Source organism: Bacillus sp. ISL-77 (genome assembly GCF_018613105.1).
The window spans coordinates 1-15976 of sequence record NZ_JAGGQY010000025.1 but is presented as its reverse complement, the minus strand read 5'-3'; the positions used below and the strand labels follow the sequence as shown (position 1 = coordinate 15976).

Here is a 15976-nt window from a genome sequence, read left to right as displayed (position 1 = left end):
ACTACATATACGTAGGTTTTCTGAATAAATACCTTTTTTAATGGTCCAAATAAAAGACAGTGATTCCTAAATCACTGCCCTTTTATCATTATTCTTTTGTTAGGTTTACAGGATTATCATCCTGTTCACTTTTTTCTTTTTCTAACTGCTCTATCCGTGCATCAATTGTACTTTGAAAGTAGGAATGGTTCACCTTGTGTTCTAATCGTTCCAGATAGTTTTCAATATCCTTAAACTTTGATGAAAATTGGTCCGTATATGAATTTGACTCTGATACCTGATTTATTTTAATATTAGCCCGTGTTACATTTTCCCGACCCATTAATTCCATCCGGCGAAGATGCATATCCTTTAACTTTTGCTTCATTTCTTCATGCTTTCTTTCTAATTCACGTAACTGCTCAATTACTTGTGCAAGAGATGCATTTAGACGTTGGGCCCGTTCTGAATACTGTTGATGCTCAGCTGATGCAAATTGATATAGCTCTGTTTCTCCAGCTTTTAAAGCAATCTCTGCTTGGTACTTTCTTTTTTCTGCCCGCTCTGTTGCTTGATGATATTCTCTTGTAAATTCTGCCTTTAAGCTAGATTGACGTTCGATAAGCTTGCCAACCTTCTCCGTCTCCTGCTCACATTGGCGAAGGTATTGATTGAGCAAATCAATCGGATTTTGTTTTTCTTTGTGTTGACGCGTTTCATTCAAATCAGCAATAATGAGATCTTTAATTTTAGTTAATAAGTTTGCCATTGTTCTTGTTCACTTTTCCCCTTTTAAATTAATATTTTTTTAATTCATTCCATTGTTTATCAAAATTTACAAATGGATCGGATTCCTTGTTCACAGGCGGCTTTTTGTTTTTATTCCACAGTTTATAAACAAGGAAAAGTACATAAGCTGCTCCGACTCCGATGAGTGCTGGAATATGGTGAATGGTTGCTGAAAGGACAATTAAGCCGATAATTATTAACCCAATTTTCCAACCAGTTGATTCTGCCTTCAGAAACTGTTTATAAATGAAGTAGAGAATCGCTAGACTTACGAGTAACCCTATAATCGGACCAATTGTTTTAAGTAAGATGACCGCTGCAAGTCCTCCTGCTAAAAGTAAACCAAATTTTTTCATGTTATTTACCTCCTTCGTTCTTTATCTTGATTTCATCTTACCTTTTTTCAATCCTTTTCATAATTGCGCTTGAGCTTGATTTTCCCCTCAGACTTAAGACGTAGATGCAATCGGACTGCTTAGTATTGAATATATTTAAGGAACAACGCTTTTCACAAATAAAAATCAGAAAGGTCAAACTTTCCATTCGCTATCTATCTGTTATAATTAAATTATCCCAATCCAACCATTTTATGGTGTAATACTAAAAAGCATTTGCCGTCAGGTAGATTCTTTTTTATATAATCCATTTTCAGGAGGTTATCTATGTATAAAATCAAAAATAAAGAAAAGCTATTCATTTACACAGGACCAGATGGTTCAGGGAGAAAAACGGTTGCCAAAATGGTTGCGACCGCGTTTGATATGGAAACTGTGCTCTCTTACACGACTCGTTCTCCTCGTCATTACGAAAAAAATGGGGAAGACTACCATTTTATTAACGATGAAACATTCAAAAAAATGCAAGAGAACCAGGAATTTCTTGAAAGTGTTGACATCGATGGAATACACTATGGCATTCGCGAAGAGGATATTGTTAAGGCATTTGAATCCCATACCCTTGTCTACCTAACATTAAATCCTGAGGGAACAGAAAAATTAAAACAGATGTATGGTGATCGTGTCATGCGCTTTTTCATTTATGCTGACCGCGATACGGTTATTGAGAGACAAAAGGAACGCGAAGATAATGATCAAGACATTGCCCGCCATATGGCCCATTATGATGAAACCATGAACTATAAAAACAGTTGTGAACATGCCTTTGAAAATTATGATTCGCCTCAAGTTTCCTACCAAATCAGTGAAGTCATTGAAGGTTTCCTTGAAAGAGGTTTCATAGTTACTGATTAATCAGAAATAATAAAGTGTCAGGCACCAAGTTGGTGCCTGACTTTATTTCAATTCACTGGTTTGTTAACTTTCCAAGTTCATTAAAAACCGCTTCATAATCTTCTTTTTTATCAGCTTTAAATGAGGTGTTTATGTAGGTTATCACGCCAGTTTTATCCACCACAAAGACTGAACGAATCGCCGTTCCGCCTTTTTCGTTAAGTACATAGTAACTTTTTACCGTTTGTTTAAACCAATCTGATAATAAAGGATATGGCAGGGTTCCCATACTCGCTGCAAAAACTCTATGGGAGTGGATATGATCCACACTAATAGCTAGTACTTCAGCATCTAATTGCTCGAATCGTTTGTAATCCTCTTTCCAAGAGGATATTTCCTTAATTCAGCCGGGTGTAAAATCCATTCCATAAAAGGCAACAACTATGTTTTTCTTCCCTCGATAATCAGATAAGGCAATCTTTTCTGTTGTCGTCGCCGATAATGAAAAGTCTGGGGCCATCTCGCCAATATTCAAAGACGCTTCCAAGATCTATTCCTCCTTTCTAGTCTAACTAAGAAATTCCGTTCATTACCCTCATAAATTATTTACCTTTATTGCTGGCTGGGTCCTGAATTGGAACATGATTTGGTCGTTTTGGATAGGAAGCCTTCCCTTCATCTGGACCAGTAAGGTCATTTCTCTGGTCTAGAACTTTCCCAGTATATTCAATTGGATTATTCTTTGGCATTGTCTCACCTCCAAGTTAAAGGGGCGATGCACTATGATCGTCCGTTAGCTCTTCTTGTTTTGAGTTTTTAATTTCTGCTCTGCCTCACTCATGTTTGGATTACTTCTGGGTTGACTTTTGCTTAACGCCTTCTTTAATTCAATATTGGCATCATCATCCGTATTATACTTCTGGTCCATACTTCTCCCTCCTTTTTGTTACTTATTATGAACCTTATTAGTAGGTTCATTCGTTCGTTATTTTTTACATAACGGAAAAAGCTTCGTTTTAGATAATCCCTTCTAATCCGTTTGCTTGCTGACAAACGAAAAAAGGGGTCCTTCCCCTTACTAAGGGAAAAGGACTCCAAATTCAGGCTAGTTAATTGACTCTCTTCGGACCGGTCCAATACATTTCTCTTAAACGAAATTTTTGCAATTTACCTGTTGCTGTTTTTGGTAAAGCTTCTACAAATTCAACTGCCTTCGGTGCTTTAAAATGTGCTAACTCTGACCGGCAGAACTGGACTATTTCATCTTCAGTTACTTTCGCCTCAGGTTTTAACACGATAATCGCCTTTGGAACCTCGCCCCACTTTTCATCCGGGATCGCAATCACGGCAGTTTCCAAGACAGCCGGGTGCTTATAGAGAACTCCTTCAACCTCTGTAGAAGAGATATTCTCTCCACCAGAAATAATCAAATCCTTGGCACGATCTCGTATTTCGATGAACCCATCTGGGTGAGTGACAGCCAAATCTCCCGTATGGAACCAGCCGCCCCTGATTGCCGCTGCAGTGGTGATTGGATCCTTGTAATAACCTGCCATGACGACGTTACCACGCGTGATGATTTCTCCTAATTCTTCTCCGTTCCAGGCCACTTCTTCCCCATCTTGATGTACAGCCTTTGTTTCGCCATTGAAAGCAAGTTCAATCCCTTGTCTTGCCTTGATCGCTGCTTGTTCATCAGCTGTCATTGCATCAAATTCTTTTTTCCACTCACAGTAAAGGATGAAAGGAGAGGTTTCCGTTAGACCATAGACATGTATCATATTTAAACCCAGAATTTCTTGCGCTTTATGAATCAGTACTGCTGCAGGAGGTGCGCCGGCTGTCGCCATCCGTGGGTTGGTAGTAATCTTAATTTCTTTTGCCTTTGGCTCATTGACCAGCATATTCACAACCGTTGGCGCACCGCATAAAAGCGTGATTTTCTTCTTTTCAAATAATTCAAGTATAAGGGGCGGGTCAACTTTTCTGAGACATACATGGGTACCGCCTATAGCCGTAATCGCCCAAACACCGCCCCAGCCATTTGCATGAAACATCGGTAGTGTATGGAGATAGACATCATCATGGTTGACACCTAAATGATACATGAAATTAGCAGCATTTAAATAATTCCCTCGATGTGTAAGCATGACTCCCTTGGGTTTTGAAGTCGTCCCGCTCGTATAATTTAAAGTTAGCAGTTGATTTTCATCAATATCCACCTCTGGAAGTGTAACCGTTTCCAAAGTATGTTGCAAAAAATCCTCATAATCGATGCCAATTAAAGAAGTATCCTGTCCCGGTACAGATACGATTATAATTTGTTCGAGGGAAAGATTATCGATTATTTTCTCAATCGGTCCGCAAAATTCTTCATCGACAATTAACATCTTCGCATCACTGTGACGAATGATATACTCTAAGTCATCCGCAGTAAGCCTGTAATTTAGCGGTACCATGACCGCGCCAAGCTGGCAGATTCCATAAAAGCACTCCAGCATATAATGCGTGTTAGGCAACATGACCGCTACATGATCACCTTGGATGATTCCTGCTTGAAGAAGAGCAGCAGAAAGCTGATCGACTCGCTTGCCAAATTCTTGATATGTAAATTCCTTTTCTCCATCGATGACGGCTGTTTTATTCGGATAATACTTCACCGCCCGGCGTTTCCAGTCTAATGGGGTTAATGGGGTTAACGGGGAAAACATATAACCAACTCCTCTTTTATTAAATGAGAGTGATGGGTAAACTTTTCGCGTATTGGTCCCTTTGATGTATACATCACAATTCTATTCTTGTCCCAAAAATAGGGATTTGTCAATTAATAATTTAATTTTTCTGAATTTAGTATTTAACTACCTTTATCACAAAAAAAATCGAGTAGAGACTTAGTCCCTCACTCGAATTTTGTACTTATCATTTTTTCTTTTCACTTGAGTTTTTTCTGGCTTATTTTACATTTAGGGGTTTATATCAAACTATTATGTAAAGCAAGAGGGTCAACTTTTCGACTTCTTAATTTTGTAATTTTTATGGTTTACAATGGTAGTAAGTGGTTCATCCTTATCTTTCGAATAACCATATTGGACCATAACAGAATTTTCCCTAATACCAGAAACGACACCTTCATGATTTTTTCCTTCACGACTAAAGGAAATAACATCGCCAATATTTGCCGTAGCCATTCCATCACCTCGACTTTATATTAACCAATAATTCCCGAAAAAATACTTTCCATCTATAAGGAAAATGATCAAAAAAAAAGCCCTTGAAGGGTCAAAGGCTTCGCTTTATCGGAACAATTAAAGTGCGATCGTACTTTCTAAAATAAGTTCATTAATGGTTTTCCTAAATCCCCAAATAATATCCGATAACATTTCTAATTCAATATCTATTTCTCTAATGTCCCAATAATGTTCGTTTTTTCGGTGATAGGTAAACTTTCCATCAGGATACTTCATAATCGTAAGTGTTCCATTCGGACTGACTGTATTTAAGGTAAGAAAATATTTCGTCCCATCCCAATTAGCATACTTATCAAAATGATTTAGAAATCCAGTAATTTCGCTACTTCTCAAAATCATCACCAGTCACCCCTTAACTTTTAATCGGTAAAAACGATTCGTGAAAAAGGAACGTGAGGATTTTTAAAAAAATACATCCTCCATTAAGTTATTGTTTTCATTATAGAAGATAAAAAAGTTAATTCAACGATCATGGCAAATATCCAAACATCCTTTCGTGTAAAATGGTGTCAGGCACCAACATAAATTTGGAAACACATTTTCGGGTTAAAATCTGCTATAGTAGTTTTATGATGGAATGGAAAGGAAATATGACAAATATGAAATGTATTTCAATCGATTTAGATGGTACCTTATTAAACTCTCAGCATGAAATAAGCGTGGAGAATGTGAAGGCTTTAAACGAATTGAAGGACTCAGGCCACTGCCTTATTTTGAACACAGGTCGTGCTTACGCTGATGTCATTAAATTAAAAGCCGTTCAAAATATGGAAATTCCGATTTTTTGTATCAATGGATCCGTTTTATATTCAGAAACGAGAGAAATGCTGTACGAGGCTACATTAACAGTATCAACCTATAAAAGTATTTTTACGATTTTAAAAGAACTCGGCGTTGGTATTTTGGTTTACACCAATTATGGCGGTTTTCCTTCGACATTGCCTCCATTGCATGGGAAAAGTAAACAAGAGCTCGATACCCTTTTTCAAGAATTCAATTATGATGAAATTCTTGAAAAAGACAATGTAAAAATCTATAAACTTATTGCCTTGGTACACCCGGAGCAAATAGAAATGATAGCAGAGGTTAAAGCGGCATTAGCAGGGAATTTTGATATTTCGATCGCTTCCTCCTTTCCAAATAATGTGGAAATCACTTCAAACGAAGCTCATAAAGGAAAAGCTCTATTACGTTACCAAAAAATGTTGAATCTTTCTTTTGATGAAATAATCGCTTTTGGGGATGGCGGCAATGACCTTGCCCAGTTTGAAGTAGCAACCACTTCAGTTGCCATGAGAAATGCCCCTGTCCATGTTCAGCAAAAAGCCGATATCATCACAAAGACTAATGACGAAGATGGTTTTGCCTATGCTGTTCGAGAGCTTTTACAATTATTGAACACAGAAGAGCAACGAACTATAATTAAAAACTAAAATTTTTCTGCTTAAACAACTGCGTCACCTCAAAATGGGGGACGCAGTTTTTTGTCGTTTAATTTTTATATAGTCTGTAAGGCACGTCCAGTCATTTAAAACCAAGGACTGCATACCCTTCTTACTAAAGGGGGGATTTTCATTAACAGAGAATTTTCGAATAAAACGTCTTCCAAATCTTCCGTTGTTTTTGGAATCATTTTTGGTGTTATAGGGATTGGATTCATGTTTCTCAATATTTGGATCGGTTCGTTTATCTTTGTGATTGGAGTTGTCATTTTTTTGTGGATGCGATACTTTGGCAACGACACCACCGTTTCCTGTCGTGAAAAAGGGTTCACTGTCACAATCATTAATAAGCGAAAAGGAATCTTTGTAAACGACTACGCCTGGGAGCAAGTTACCGAAACCCACTATTACGAAAGAGAATCTGCAGGTGAAAATAACACAACAACACGTTATTTTCAGGTAAAAACCGAAAATGGTGTCGCCTTTAATGTATATGAAATGAAGAATTTTCATGAATTAATAGAAATATTCAATCAAAATACTGTCCACTTGCCTTACTTTTGGGAAAAGCCAACAGGAATCTTAAAAACACGTTATCAAAAACAAACCCGAGTTACTTCTTAAGGTATTGAACCTTCACCTTAAATATTCATCCGATATGAGCTTATAAAGGAATTATAGTTAGTAATTTTCTATCAATTTAAAAAAATTAGGGATTGGAAGGAATGTATGCTATACTTTGTTTACCATTTACTTTACGTTTTCATAAGACCGCCCTACTCAACTGCAGAGTAGGGTTTTTTATTTGCCCTGAATTTTACCAACAAAAAAAGACTCCCATAAAGAGAGTCTTTTTATATTTTGGGTCTTATTATGCTTTACGAACGTTAGTAGCTTGGGGTCCACGTTGACCTTGTTCTACTTCAAATGTTACAGCTTGACCTTCGTCTAAAGATTTGAAACCTTCGCTTTGGATAGCTGAGAAGTGTACGAATACATCGTCTCCTGCTTCGCGTTCGATGAATCCGAATCCTTTTTCTGCATTAAACCATTTCACTTTACCTTGTTCCATTTGTTGTTTCCTCCTCGTGTGCTGTGCACACATTGTGTTACTATCCTTGCTCAGATCTTCAAGACAGAAAGTTTAGCACTTATTATCCTACCGACTAACAAAAATAATTCTCCTTTACTATAACAGAGATTAGTAAGGAATGCAAATAGGTATTTAGGATTAATTTTATTTTTTGATGTTTTTAAAATGCTATAAGGCACTTTCAGTCTTATTCTTTATGCGGTGTGCGGAGAAATTCTGCACACTGACAAAAATCCCTGTTATTAAGATGGTAACCAAAACAGGCAGCAGCCAGCCGAGCCCATTGTTATAAAAAGGCAATACTCGATCATAAAACGCAACAATCTGCGCTAGCCACCCAAAATATTCGATTCCAACCAGCTCACAGAATGTTTTAAGCCCATCGATAATACTAATCATAAAGGTGACTGAAATGGCTGTTACATAAACAATCCGTGAATGGTTAAACAGCTTGGACAAAAAAGTCAGCAGCATTAAGGCAATCGACAATGGATATAAAAACATTAATACAGGTATGGAAAAATTAATGATATTCGCTAAACCAAAGTTTGCGATTACAAACGAAACGAGCGAAAAGAAAAGCACCCACATTTTGTAACTGATTTTCGGTACCAGTGTATGGAAGTATTCGCCGCAAGCTGTCATCAAGCCGATGCTCGTTGTTAGACAAGCGAGTAAGATTATAACCGACAACATAACCGTACCAAATGTGCCAAAATAATAAGAAGATGCCTTCCCCAGAACAGGACCTCCAGTATCAAAAAGTCCGAACACGCTTGTGCTTGACGCCCCTAAATAAGCAACGCCAACGTAGATGATTCCAAGAAAAATGGTCGCAATCAGTCCAGACTTAGCTGATGCTATAAGGATACCTCGTGTAGACGTTACACCCATCGAACGAATTGAATTGATAACGATGATCCCAAATACAAGCGATGCAAGTGCATCCATTGTGTTATAACCTTCCATAAATCCTTTCATGAACGCCCCGCTTGCATATGTTGCTTGTGGTGCCTCAATTGAACCGATTGGCTTGACAATAACCATTACTAATAAGATTAAAATTAGAATGATAATAGCAGGAGATAAGATTTTCCCCACACGGTCCACAAGCTTTGCTGGGTTTAATGAAAACCACAAGGTCACAATAAAAAACAAACCAGTGAATACAAATAATCCAATTTGACCAAAACTTTCACTTACAAACGGTGCGATCCCAATATCATAGGCTACTGCGCCCGTCCTAGGTGCGGCAAAAAATGGCCCAATTGTCAAATAAAGAAGCGATGTGAAAATAACCCCATAGAGCGGGTGGATCCTGCTTGCCAGCTCCTCTAAGTTCTTGCTCCCCGAGAACCCCATTGCCAGGATTCCAAGAAACGGAAGCCCAATTCCGGTAATTAAAAAGCCTGTCACCGCCATCCACACATTTGACCCTGCATTTTGACCAAGTGCTGCTGGAAAAATTAAATTCCCTGCCCCGAAAAACAAGGCAAACAACATTACTCCTATAACGAAATACCTTGAAAATGGTAATTTATTTTGCATATTAGCTACTCCCACCTAGATGTTCTCTTCCTAAATAATTAATTCTAAAAGTATCTATATAATGATATATTCCGAGAATAATATTACTATCCTCTTGAGAAAAATTCAACCTATTTTTGAGATTAGTTAGATAATTTCGAAAGAAGATATGTTTATTTTTCAACCTATTTTATAAGATTTTGGTAAATAGTTGTGAAAATGATATATTTTTCATTTTTCTCATCAATACTTTTCTAGAAAAATAATTACCATAATTATTGCACACCATTTTCATCCATACAAAAAATTGCCGTATATATAGGAAACTCCCTATATATACGGCAATCTTTCAATTAGTTTGTATTTTATTTTTTCTTTAATTCCTCTAATAACGGAAAAAGTTCTTCCAAATGGGTAATCTCATAAGTAGGGATAACTTCATTTCTGGCTTTGTCATGACGGTTAATCCAAACCGTTTTGATTCCTGCCCGATTCGCTCCAAGAATATCTGTCATTAAATTATCCCCCACCATAAGGACCTCATCCTTTTGAACCGACATAAGCGAGAGTGCGTGTTCAAAAATGGTCGGATCAGGCTTCCCTCTGCCGAAATCCCCTGAAATAACAATTTGATCAAAATATGGAACCAGTTCAGGTGTTATCGTTAGTTTTGTTTTTTGAAGATCGGGTGAACCATTTGTTAACAGCAGCAACTGATAATTCTCTTTTAACGTATCAAGAATTTTAAATGATTCCTCATAGACAAACGGCAGGTTTCTACGCTCTTGTGGGAACCGTTCCGCTAACTCGAATCCAAAATCCGTGTCATCCACGCCCAATGATTTCAAACCAGCTGTCCAAGCGTCCTTTCGATAGGTAGGAACCATTTCCTTCATCTTTTTAAAATCATCCTGATCATCTAAAAAATTACCCCATAACCCTTCAAACGGATTAATCCCAATCATTTGCGTAAAAGGGTAAAATTCATAGGAAGCATAAATGTTTCTTGCTGCTTCTCGAACAGCCTCTTCTAGTTGGTCCGCATCGACCCCATACCGTTGCTCAGCTACTTTACAAGTAGCAGCAAAGGCTTCTTTCACACTCTTTTGATCCCATAGCAGTGTATCATCTAAATCAAAAAAAATCGCTTTAATCATCGTAACCTTCCCCTTGTATAAAAGATATTTTTTCTAGTTTACCATTTTAAATATTGAAAATATATAATTGTGAATTTTTTATTCATTTATTTGACAAGTGAACCGATAATCAAGCGGTGAACGCTTCATGGAATTTCTTAGGATGATACTGCTAACACATTGGTTTTGGATCCTACATCGTGAAGCGCCGGGTCGACTGTTACATTATTTCCAACAACCATTAAATGGGTATTAGGATCCTTCGAGACAATGATGACCCCATTCTTGACTACCGTTTGGCTGCCGATGATCGCATTTTCAATCCAGGCGTTCTCTTCAACAATAGTATTTGGCAAGATGACTGCATTTATAATTCGCGCCCCCTTTCCAATCTTCACACCGCTATACACAACGGACTTTTCGATCGTACCGTAAATTTCACAGCCTTCACTCAGTAAACATTGGTGGACCGTGGCTGACTCATCCACAAATAACGGGGGCGCATTACTTTCGACAGTATGGATTCTCCATTCAGGATTCAGAAGGAAGATATTACTATCCCTATTCAAAAGGGAGAATCGTTAGGCCCCCATATCGATTATACAAGTTCCAATAATTGCAATGGCCAAGATGTGAATGCAAAACATAAGGTCTGTATTGCGTTAAAATTCCAACGGTCTCAATTCTGGAATTCTTGCAGTTACTTAAGGCAAAATCAATGATTCGGTATTTCCCACCAAATGGTACTGCTGGTTTAACTAGGGATTTGTAAGCAGGTTTAATCTTGTTCCCCTTCCTCCAGCCAATAGCAAAGCAATCCATTTTTGTTTCATTGTTTCCCTCCTCGTAAAATTTTTTTGAATGAGACTGTCATTGGAACTTCTTATACTCTTATTATCTCCGTTTTCTTCCATTTTTCCGTTTAACCTGTTACAGCTTTGTGAAAATACCCTGCTTTTTTATCGACACTAAAAGTGACGCAAACTCTGTATTTGTCTCGAATTGTCGTAAATTCAAACAATGAAAATATGACCAATATATAAAAAAAACTGCCATTTCTCGACGATTGATCTCATCGGTGGATGGCAGTTTTTATATATTATTCTAGAATTCGTTTTTCCCCTTCAATTGCTTTGATTGGGTCAATATTTTGCGTGAATTCAAGGGTGCCAATGTACTTCCCGTTCTCATCCCGTAAAGCAAAATAACGGATCTTAAAATCTGCCAACAGTTCCTCTACGACATGGACACTTCTAGGCGGGTGGCAGTTTTGAACGGTACGACCAATAATTGCTTTCGTCCGCGCAAAAATTCTTTCTTTTCCGTGTGAAAAATACCGAACCACATCATCTTGGTCAATGAAGGTGATGTCAACGGGTAAATGGTTTAATAAGAGCTCCAGCTGTTTTAAGGAAAGAATACCGGTTTCCATTTTAATATAGCCTTCAGAGATTGCCTTTTCATCTAGTGCTTTTCTTTCAGGCTTCCATTCTACTGCAGGAGCAATCAGACAAAAGCCAATTTCATCACTTTCATGGGCAATTTTGACCCATTCATCTTCTGTTAAATTCTTCAAAGCCATAGGAAAGAGAATGTTTTCTTCTTTATAAATCATTCCCGCTACTTCTTGAATGACATAATTTAAAACCCCGATAACAGACTGCTTGTCGCCGTGATAATGGGCAAGTTTTTGTCTGCCGTCCTTAATCGCGTCTCTGATGAAATCATCGATTCTCCACATATTTGTTGTGGGGCCGTAGATCCCGTACTTTTCTAAATAGGGAAAAATCAAATTCTCTTTTCGGCTATAGTGCTTATCAATATCGAGCAATAGATTAATATCTTCGATTAGCTTATAGATATTTTCAGCTGAATCTTCTTTGACAAACTCCTCTAAATGTACTTGAAGCTTGGTGGTTAACTGCTTATCAACCTCTTGATTTTCGAGTTTAAAGGTATGAATTGGATGACCTGCCTGGTCTTCAGGTCTTCCATTTTGATGGTTTTCTTCTTTAATCGTTCCTTGAAAAATGGCTGAATGCTGCTTGTAGATATGCTTAAGTTCAGCAGCAGAAATACTTCCCTCTTCGACAAAATCATGTTGTAACTGGGTTATTTCATCGACGGTTATTTTCCCGATAAACGCATCAAAATGCGCTTTGACCTCATCAAGATTTCGTCCATTATGAAGATCCATAAAAAGTTGTTTTAGTATATCTACGCGTTCTGTATTTTCACTAGTTAATTGTTCACGGTTATTAATGAATTCACTCATATCAGGATTCTCCTTTGCTATTTCAAAATACTTTTGATATTTGTTCTCATTAATAACTTAACACTTCCTAAACTGATTGTTTGTGATTAACATCATTAGTAACAAGGTAATTGTGAAAATTTTTAGGACGAACTTTTTGACAGCATATTAATTTCATGTTATATTTATCTCGAATTAAAGATAAATAGTTTAAAGATAATATTTCAAATTGGTTTAGAAGATACTTATTAAATAAGTCTATTTGAATATAAATAATCAAAATAGAGGATAAATTGGAGGATTCAAAATGAATGGATTAAAAGGTATGCACCACGTAACAGCCATTACGAGCAGCGCAGAAAAAAACTATGAGTTTTTTACGAATGTATTAGGGATGCGCTTAGTTAAGAAAACCGTTAACCAAGATGATATTCAAACCTATCACTTATTCTTTGCCGATGATATTGGCAGTGCTGGAACCGATATGACTTTTTTTGACTTTCCTGGCATACCTAAAGGGGTCCATGGTACCAACGAAATTTCAAAGACTTCCTTCCGTGTCCCAACTGATGCGGCGATCGAATATTGGGTGAAACGCTTTGACCGTTTAGAGGTAAAACATACAGGAATTAAAGAGCAATTTGGTAAAAAAACACTGTCGTTTGTTGATTTTGATGACCAGCAATACCAATTGATTTCAGATGAAAATAATAATGGTGTTGCAGCTGGTACCCCATGGCAAAAAGGACCGATTCCATTAGACTATGCGATTACTGGATTAGGCCCGATCTTTGTTCGTGTCGCTAATTTTGATTACTTTAAAGAAATGATGGAAAAAGTTCTTCTATTTAAAGAGATTGCACAAGAAGGAGCGTTTCATTTATTCGAAGTAGGTGAAGGCGGCAATGGCGCTCAGGTAGTAGTCGAATATAATGCGGTTCTTCCTCAAGCACGCCAAGGATTTGGGACGGTACATCATGCGGCATTCCGTGTCGACGATCGTTCCGTTCTAGAAGAATGGATTGGACATATGGAGAGCTTTGGATTCCAAACATCTGGATTCGTCGATCGCTACTTTTTCGGATCACTTTATACAAGAGTTGCACCGCAGATTCTATTTGAGTTTGCCACAGACGGCCCAGGATTTATGGGAGATGAGCCCTACGAAACATTAGGTGAAAAATTATCATTACCGCCATTCTTAGAACCAAAACGGGAACAAATCGAGAAATTGGTTCGTCCAATTGATACCATAAGAAGTACAAAAGAATTCATTAAAGAATAATCCTTTTAAAAATAACACACAAAGAGCGTGGCCGTGGGGCTCGCTCTTTGTTATTAACTAGAAAGGGTCAGTCCCCCACTACTTTTAATCACCCTTTTTAATAAGTTTGTTCCCATCCCAAAACCATTTATTCTCTTTTTGGAATACCCCCCCAATTCACCAATCACGTCCCATAAATTCACAATGAACTTTTTGTCCAGTTAAAACATCTAAACCATGGGAAGTTAACCTTAGCTTTGCATTGGGTTCCGGATTTTGATAGTTGGGTAATGGATAATCACATTCCAACAATGGATAGGGTCCCTGCATCAGCTCGTTTAGCATGGCCGCAAAATAAAGATCACTTATCCCATCATTAATTCTTTGCATACTTATCGATTGAAATAATTCTCCAAACGAGCATGTATTTTTATCAAGATAGTTTAAAACTAAGGTTTCTACTACATTTAGACCTGTATGCACTGAGGGAAAGTAGCTTAAGTGTGATTGAAATGCCTGTTTTAAAAAAGGTAATTTTTCTTTTGATGAAGCCATCCATTTTTCAATATCTATCGGATTCTTAGATGTATAAGCTCTCCAGCCAGTAATAGCTTCTATTATTTGTTCATCTGTTACTAGTTGTTTCTTTTGATAATAAAGTCCTTCCAATTGCTGAGATGATAATTGACCAAGGCCATAAAAAGGTTCTACCCCCTCATACTCATCAATAGTCACCAACCATAGGTTTCTAAACTCTTTTTTTGATAATTCGTTTAGCAAATACATTAACATCGTTTGATCATACCGATCGTGCTCAAACCATAGTACAATCTCTTTATCTCTAGGGATTTCATCAAGATATCGATTTTGGTCTTTACAATTCCGACTAAATAACTCAGCAGGAATAGCTAATTTTTCTTCAAAAAAACGGGCCCTGCGATGGATCCATTTTTCCTCCCTAATATCTTCGGATAATGGACCAAAATCATACATTTCCCGCCAAACTAGAACATCTCCAGGAAGATTTCCTAGCTTACTACCCACTACATCCCCATTTACAATGTGAATCATACCGATACCTCATTTCTAGTCATCTCTCTCATTAATCATTTATTTCAATAAGATTAACCAACAGACTTTGCACGATTTATGAACTAGACTTCATTCCAAAGTAGAATCTGATACAAGCATTTATCTATTTTAGCATGAAAATACATATATCCTTCTAATATAAGCATAGACTAATATGTTGCTATTTTAGGTAAGCATATTAGTTTAGTCATTTGCATATCGTTTTAAGACGGGAAAGGAGACGATTGAATATGTATAGTACCGAAGTAAACAAAAAAATTGAAAGTATTGCCCATCCAAAGGTCCAAAATATAATAAGAACATGCGTGGAACAAGGATGCGTGTTCAAACCTCATCCAAGCAACCCTAACTTAGTGAATTTATTTGATCCTGTACTCAGGAAAAATATTATTGGGGACATTAATCTTTTAAGTGAAAGAGGATATTTCACATTGGAAGTGGAAAATGGACGTTTCAAGACTTTTAGAAATGAAGTTATGGGATTGGATATAAATAAGGCAGATTTTGAAGATAAGGTATTAAGAAGATTGAAACGGTAGCCTTCGATATTTCAGGCGTGGAAAAGGGCAATGATTTTTGAGATCATTGCCCTTTTTTGTATATTTAAAACCAATAAAAAGGACAACCTTAAATGGTTATCCTTCGTTTGCCTGGCAACGTCCTACTCTCACAGGGACGCGTGTCCCAACTACCATCGGCGCTGAGAAGCTTAACTTCCGTGTTCGGTATGGGAACGGGTGTGACCTTCTCGCCATTGCTGCCAGACTATTTAATTGAGGAATCATTCCCTCAAAACTAGATAATGCAGAAGAAGTTTGTAAAACTGAGTGTGCCTTAAAATTGTCCAGCTGCGGCTCCTAACTTCTCGGCCGTTTCGATCTGTCCCTCCAAATCCAAAACTAGGATTTGCAGTGCCAGCTCTC

Annotated in this window: 19 protein-coding genes, 1 rRNA gene and 1 pseudogene; 5 read left to right on the top strand and 16 right to left on the bottom strand. The window is 37.4% G+C overall.

The annotated features are described in order from the left end of the window. Positions 1–88: 88 nt before the first annotated feature. Together J7E77_RS09505 and J7E77_RS09500 are read right to left on the bottom strand one after the other, a co-directional pair. Positions 89–748 (bottom strand): PspA/IM30 family protein, encoded by a 660-nt coding sequence (locus J7E77_RS09505; RefSeq protein WP_214713714.1) that lies wholly within the window; start codon positions 746–748, stop codon positions 89–91. Positions 749–776: 28 nt separating this feature from the next. Continuing rightward, positions 777–1124: a lmo0954 family membrane protein gene (locus J7E77_RS09500; protein ID WP_214713712.1), complete on the bottom strand. Its 348-nt coding sequence runs from the start codon at positions 1122–1124 to the stop codon at positions 777–779. A 306-nt stretch (positions 1125–1430) separates the two neighbouring features. Between J7E77_RS09500 and J7E77_RS09495 the strand changes: the two genes are divergently transcribed. Beyond that, positions 1431–2018 (top strand): guanylate kinase, encoded by a 588-nt coding sequence (locus J7E77_RS09495; RefSeq protein WP_214713710.1) that lies wholly within the window; start codon positions 1431–1433, stop codon positions 2016–2018. A 52-nt stretch (positions 2019–2070) separates the two neighbouring features. Here J7E77_RS09495 and J7E77_RS09490 read toward each other — a convergent pair whose 3' ends face one another. The 6 genes from J7E77_RS09490 to J7E77_RS09465 form a co-directional block, all read right to left on the bottom strand. Continuing rightward, entirely contained in the window at positions 2071–2517 is a 447-nt protein-coding gene (locus J7E77_RS09490; RefSeq protein WP_251027059.1) for a redoxin domain-containing protein, read from the bottom strand. 82 nt (positions 2518–2599) lie between these two features. Beyond that, positions 2600–2746, bottom strand: a complete 147-nt coding sequence (locus J7E77_RS09480; RefSeq protein WP_214713706.1) for a hypothetical protein — start codon at positions 2744–2746, stop codon at positions 2600–2602. A gap of 44 nt (positions 2747–2790) precedes the next feature. Continuing rightward, on the bottom strand, positions 2791–2925 hold the full coding sequence (locus tag J7E77_RS31150; RefSeq protein ID WP_285290518.1) for a hypothetical protein: 135 nt from the start codon (positions 2923–2925) through the stop codon (positions 2791–2793). Positions 2926–3106: 181 nt separating this feature from the next. Then, on the bottom strand, positions 3107–4708 hold the full coding sequence (locus tag J7E77_RS09475) for a long-chain-fatty-acid--CoA ligase (protein WP_214713705.1): 1602 nt from the start codon (positions 4706–4708) through the stop codon (positions 3107–3109). Between the two features lie 291 nt (positions 4709–4999). Further along, positions 5000–5185 carry a DUF2187 family protein gene (locus J7E77_RS09470; RefSeq protein WP_088088472.1) on the bottom strand — a complete coding sequence of 62 codons (186 nt, stop codon included), beginning with the start codon at positions 5183–5185 and terminating at the stop codon, positions 5000–5002. A gap of 117 nt (positions 5186–5302) precedes the next feature. Further along, positions 5303–5584: a hypothetical protein gene (locus J7E77_RS09465; RefSeq protein ID WP_214713703.1), complete on the bottom strand. Its 282-nt coding sequence runs from the start codon at positions 5582–5584 to the stop codon at positions 5303–5305. 251 nt (positions 5585–5835) lie between these two features. Between J7E77_RS09465 and J7E77_RS09460 the strand changes: the two genes are divergently transcribed. Together J7E77_RS09460 and J7E77_RS09455 are read left to right on the top strand one after the other, a co-directional pair. Then, entirely contained in the window at positions 5836–6678 is an 843-nt protein-coding gene (locus J7E77_RS09460; RefSeq protein ID WP_251028027.1) for an HAD family hydrolase, read from the top strand. Between the two features lie 225 nt (positions 6679–6903). Next, entirely contained in the window at positions 6904–7311 is a 408-nt protein-coding gene (locus J7E77_RS09455) for a hypothetical protein (RefSeq protein WP_214713700.1), read from the top strand. 247 nt (positions 7312–7558) lie between these two features. Here the strand turns inward: J7E77_RS09455 and J7E77_RS09450 are convergent, their stop codons facing one another. The 6 genes and pseudogenes from J7E77_RS09450 to J7E77_RS09430 form a co-directional block, all read right to left on the bottom strand. Beyond that, positions 7559–7759: a cold-shock protein gene (locus J7E77_RS09450; RefSeq protein ID WP_007083691.1), complete on the bottom strand. Its 201-nt coding sequence runs from the start codon at positions 7757–7759 to the stop codon at positions 7559–7561. A gap of 189 nt (positions 7760–7948) precedes the next feature. Next, the gene (gene brnQ / locus J7E77_RS09445) at positions 7949–9328 is read right to left on the bottom strand and encodes a branched-chain amino acid transport system II carrier protein (RefSeq protein ID WP_214713698.1); all 1380 of its coding nucleotides are present in this window, start codon (positions 9326–9328) and stop codon (positions 7949–7951) included. Between the two features lie 344 nt (positions 9329–9672). After that, entirely contained in the window at positions 9673–10464 is a 792-nt protein-coding gene (locus J7E77_RS09440; RefSeq protein WP_214713696.1) for an HAD family hydrolase, read from the bottom strand. 137 nt (positions 10465–10601) lie between these two features. Next, complete coding sequence (locus J7E77_RS31145; RefSeq protein WP_285290517.1) at positions 10602–11012, bottom strand: GlgC family sugar phosphate nucleotidyltransferase; 411 nt, start codon at positions 11010–11012, stop codon at positions 10602–10604. Between the two features lies 1 nt (position 11013). Next, a pseudogene (locus tag J7E77_RS31140) lies at positions 11014–11276 on the bottom strand (sugar phosphate nucleotidyltransferase); the annotation flags it as partial. A gap of 266 nt (positions 11277–11542) precedes the next feature. Continuing rightward, entirely contained in the window at positions 11543–12718 is a 1176-nt protein-coding gene (locus J7E77_RS09430; RefSeq protein ID WP_214713694.1) for a DUF438 domain-containing protein, read from the bottom strand. A gap of 286 nt (positions 12719–13004) precedes the next feature. On the opposite strand from J7E77_RS09430, the gene J7E77_RS09425 reads away from it, so the two are divergent. Then, on the top strand, positions 13005–13982 hold the full coding sequence (locus J7E77_RS09425) for a ring-cleaving dioxygenase (protein ID WP_214713692.1): 978 nt from the start codon (positions 13005–13007) through the stop codon (positions 13980–13982). A 156-nt stretch (positions 13983–14138) separates the two neighbouring features. Here J7E77_RS09425 and J7E77_RS09420 read toward each other — a convergent pair whose 3' ends face one another. Further along, positions 14139–15032 carry a DUF1835 domain-containing protein gene (locus tag J7E77_RS09420; RefSeq protein ID WP_214713690.1) on the bottom strand — a complete coding sequence of 298 codons (894 nt, stop codon included), beginning with the start codon at positions 15030–15032 and terminating at the stop codon, positions 14139–14141. A 251-nt stretch (positions 15033–15283) separates the two neighbouring features. Between J7E77_RS09420 and J7E77_RS09415 the strand changes: the two genes are divergently transcribed. Beyond that, positions 15284–15592, top strand: a complete 309-nt coding sequence (locus tag J7E77_RS09415) for a hypothetical protein (RefSeq protein WP_098933185.1) — start codon at positions 15284–15286, stop codon at positions 15590–15592. A gap of 109 nt (positions 15593–15701) precedes the next feature. On the opposite strand, the gene rrf is transcribed toward J7E77_RS09415, so the two are convergent. Continuing rightward, a 5S ribosomal RNA gene (gene rrf, locus J7E77_RS09410) occupies positions 15702–15818 on the bottom strand. Positions 15819–15976 lie beyond the last annotated feature (158 nt).

Bases quoted from the DNA above. Each gene is read 5' to 3' on its own strand.
- J7E77_RS09475 (WP_214713705.1), bottom strand. From the start codon at position 4,708: ATGTTTTCCCCGTTAACCCCATTAACCCCATTAGACTGGAAACGCCGG.
- J7E77_RS31150 (WP_285290518.1), bottom strand. From the start codon at position 2,925: ATGGACCAGAAGTATAATACGGATGATGATGCCAATATTGAATTAAAG.
- J7E77_RS09470 (WP_088088472.1), bottom strand. From the start codon at position 5,185: ATGGCTACGGCAAATATTGGCGATGTTATTTCCTTTAGTCGTGAAGGA.
- J7E77_RS09415 (WP_098933185.1), top strand. From the start codon at position 15,284: ATGTATAGTACCGAAGTAAACAAAAAAATTGAAAGTATTGCCCATCCA.
- J7E77_RS09500 (WP_214713712.1), bottom strand. From the start codon at position 1,124: ATGAAAAAATTTGGTTTACTTTTAGCAGGAGGACTTGCAGCGGTCATC.
- J7E77_RS09505 (WP_214713714.1), bottom strand. From the start codon at position 748: ATGGCAAACTTATTAACTAAAATTAAAGATCTCATTATTGCTGATTTG.
- J7E77_RS09480 (WP_214713706.1), bottom strand. From the start codon at position 2,746: ATGCCAAAGAATAATCCAATTGAATATACTGGGAAAGTTCTAGACCAG.
- J7E77_RS09495 (WP_214713710.1), top strand. From the start codon at position 1,431: ATGTATAAAATCAAAAATAAAGAAAAGCTATTCATTTACACAGGACCA.
- J7E77_RS09440 (WP_214713696.1), bottom strand. From the start codon at position 10,464: ATGATTAAAGCGATTTTTTTTGATTTAGATGATACACTGCTATGGGAT.
- J7E77_RS09420 (WP_214713690.1), bottom strand. From the start codon at position 15,032: ATGATTCACATTGTAAATGGGGATGTAGTGGGTAGTAAGCTAGGAAAT.
- J7E77_RS09430 (WP_214713694.1), bottom strand. From the start codon at position 12,718: ATGAGTGAATTCATTAATAACCGTGAACAATTAACTAGTGAAAATACA.
- J7E77_RS09425 (WP_214713692.1), top strand. From the start codon at position 13,005: ATGAATGGATTAAAAGGTATGCACCACGTAACAGCCATTACGAGCAGC.
- J7E77_RS09460 (WP_251028027.1), top strand. From the start codon at position 5,836: ATGACAAATATGAAATGTATTTCAATCGATTTAGATGGTACCTTATTA.
- J7E77_RS09465 (WP_214713703.1), bottom strand. From the start codon at position 5,584: ATGATTTTGAGAAGTAGCGAAATTACTGGATTTCTAAATCATTTTGAT.
- J7E77_RS09455 (WP_214713700.1), top strand. From the start codon at position 6,904: ATGTTTCTCAATATTTGGATCGGTTCGTTTATCTTTGTGATTGGAGTT.
- brnQ (WP_214713698.1), bottom strand. From the start codon at position 9,328: ATGCAAAATAAATTACCATTTTCAAGGTATTTCGTTATAGGAGTAATG.
- J7E77_RS09450 (WP_007083691.1), bottom strand. From the start codon at position 7,759: ATGGAACAAGGTAAAGTGAAATGGTTTAATGCAGAAAAAGGATTCGGA.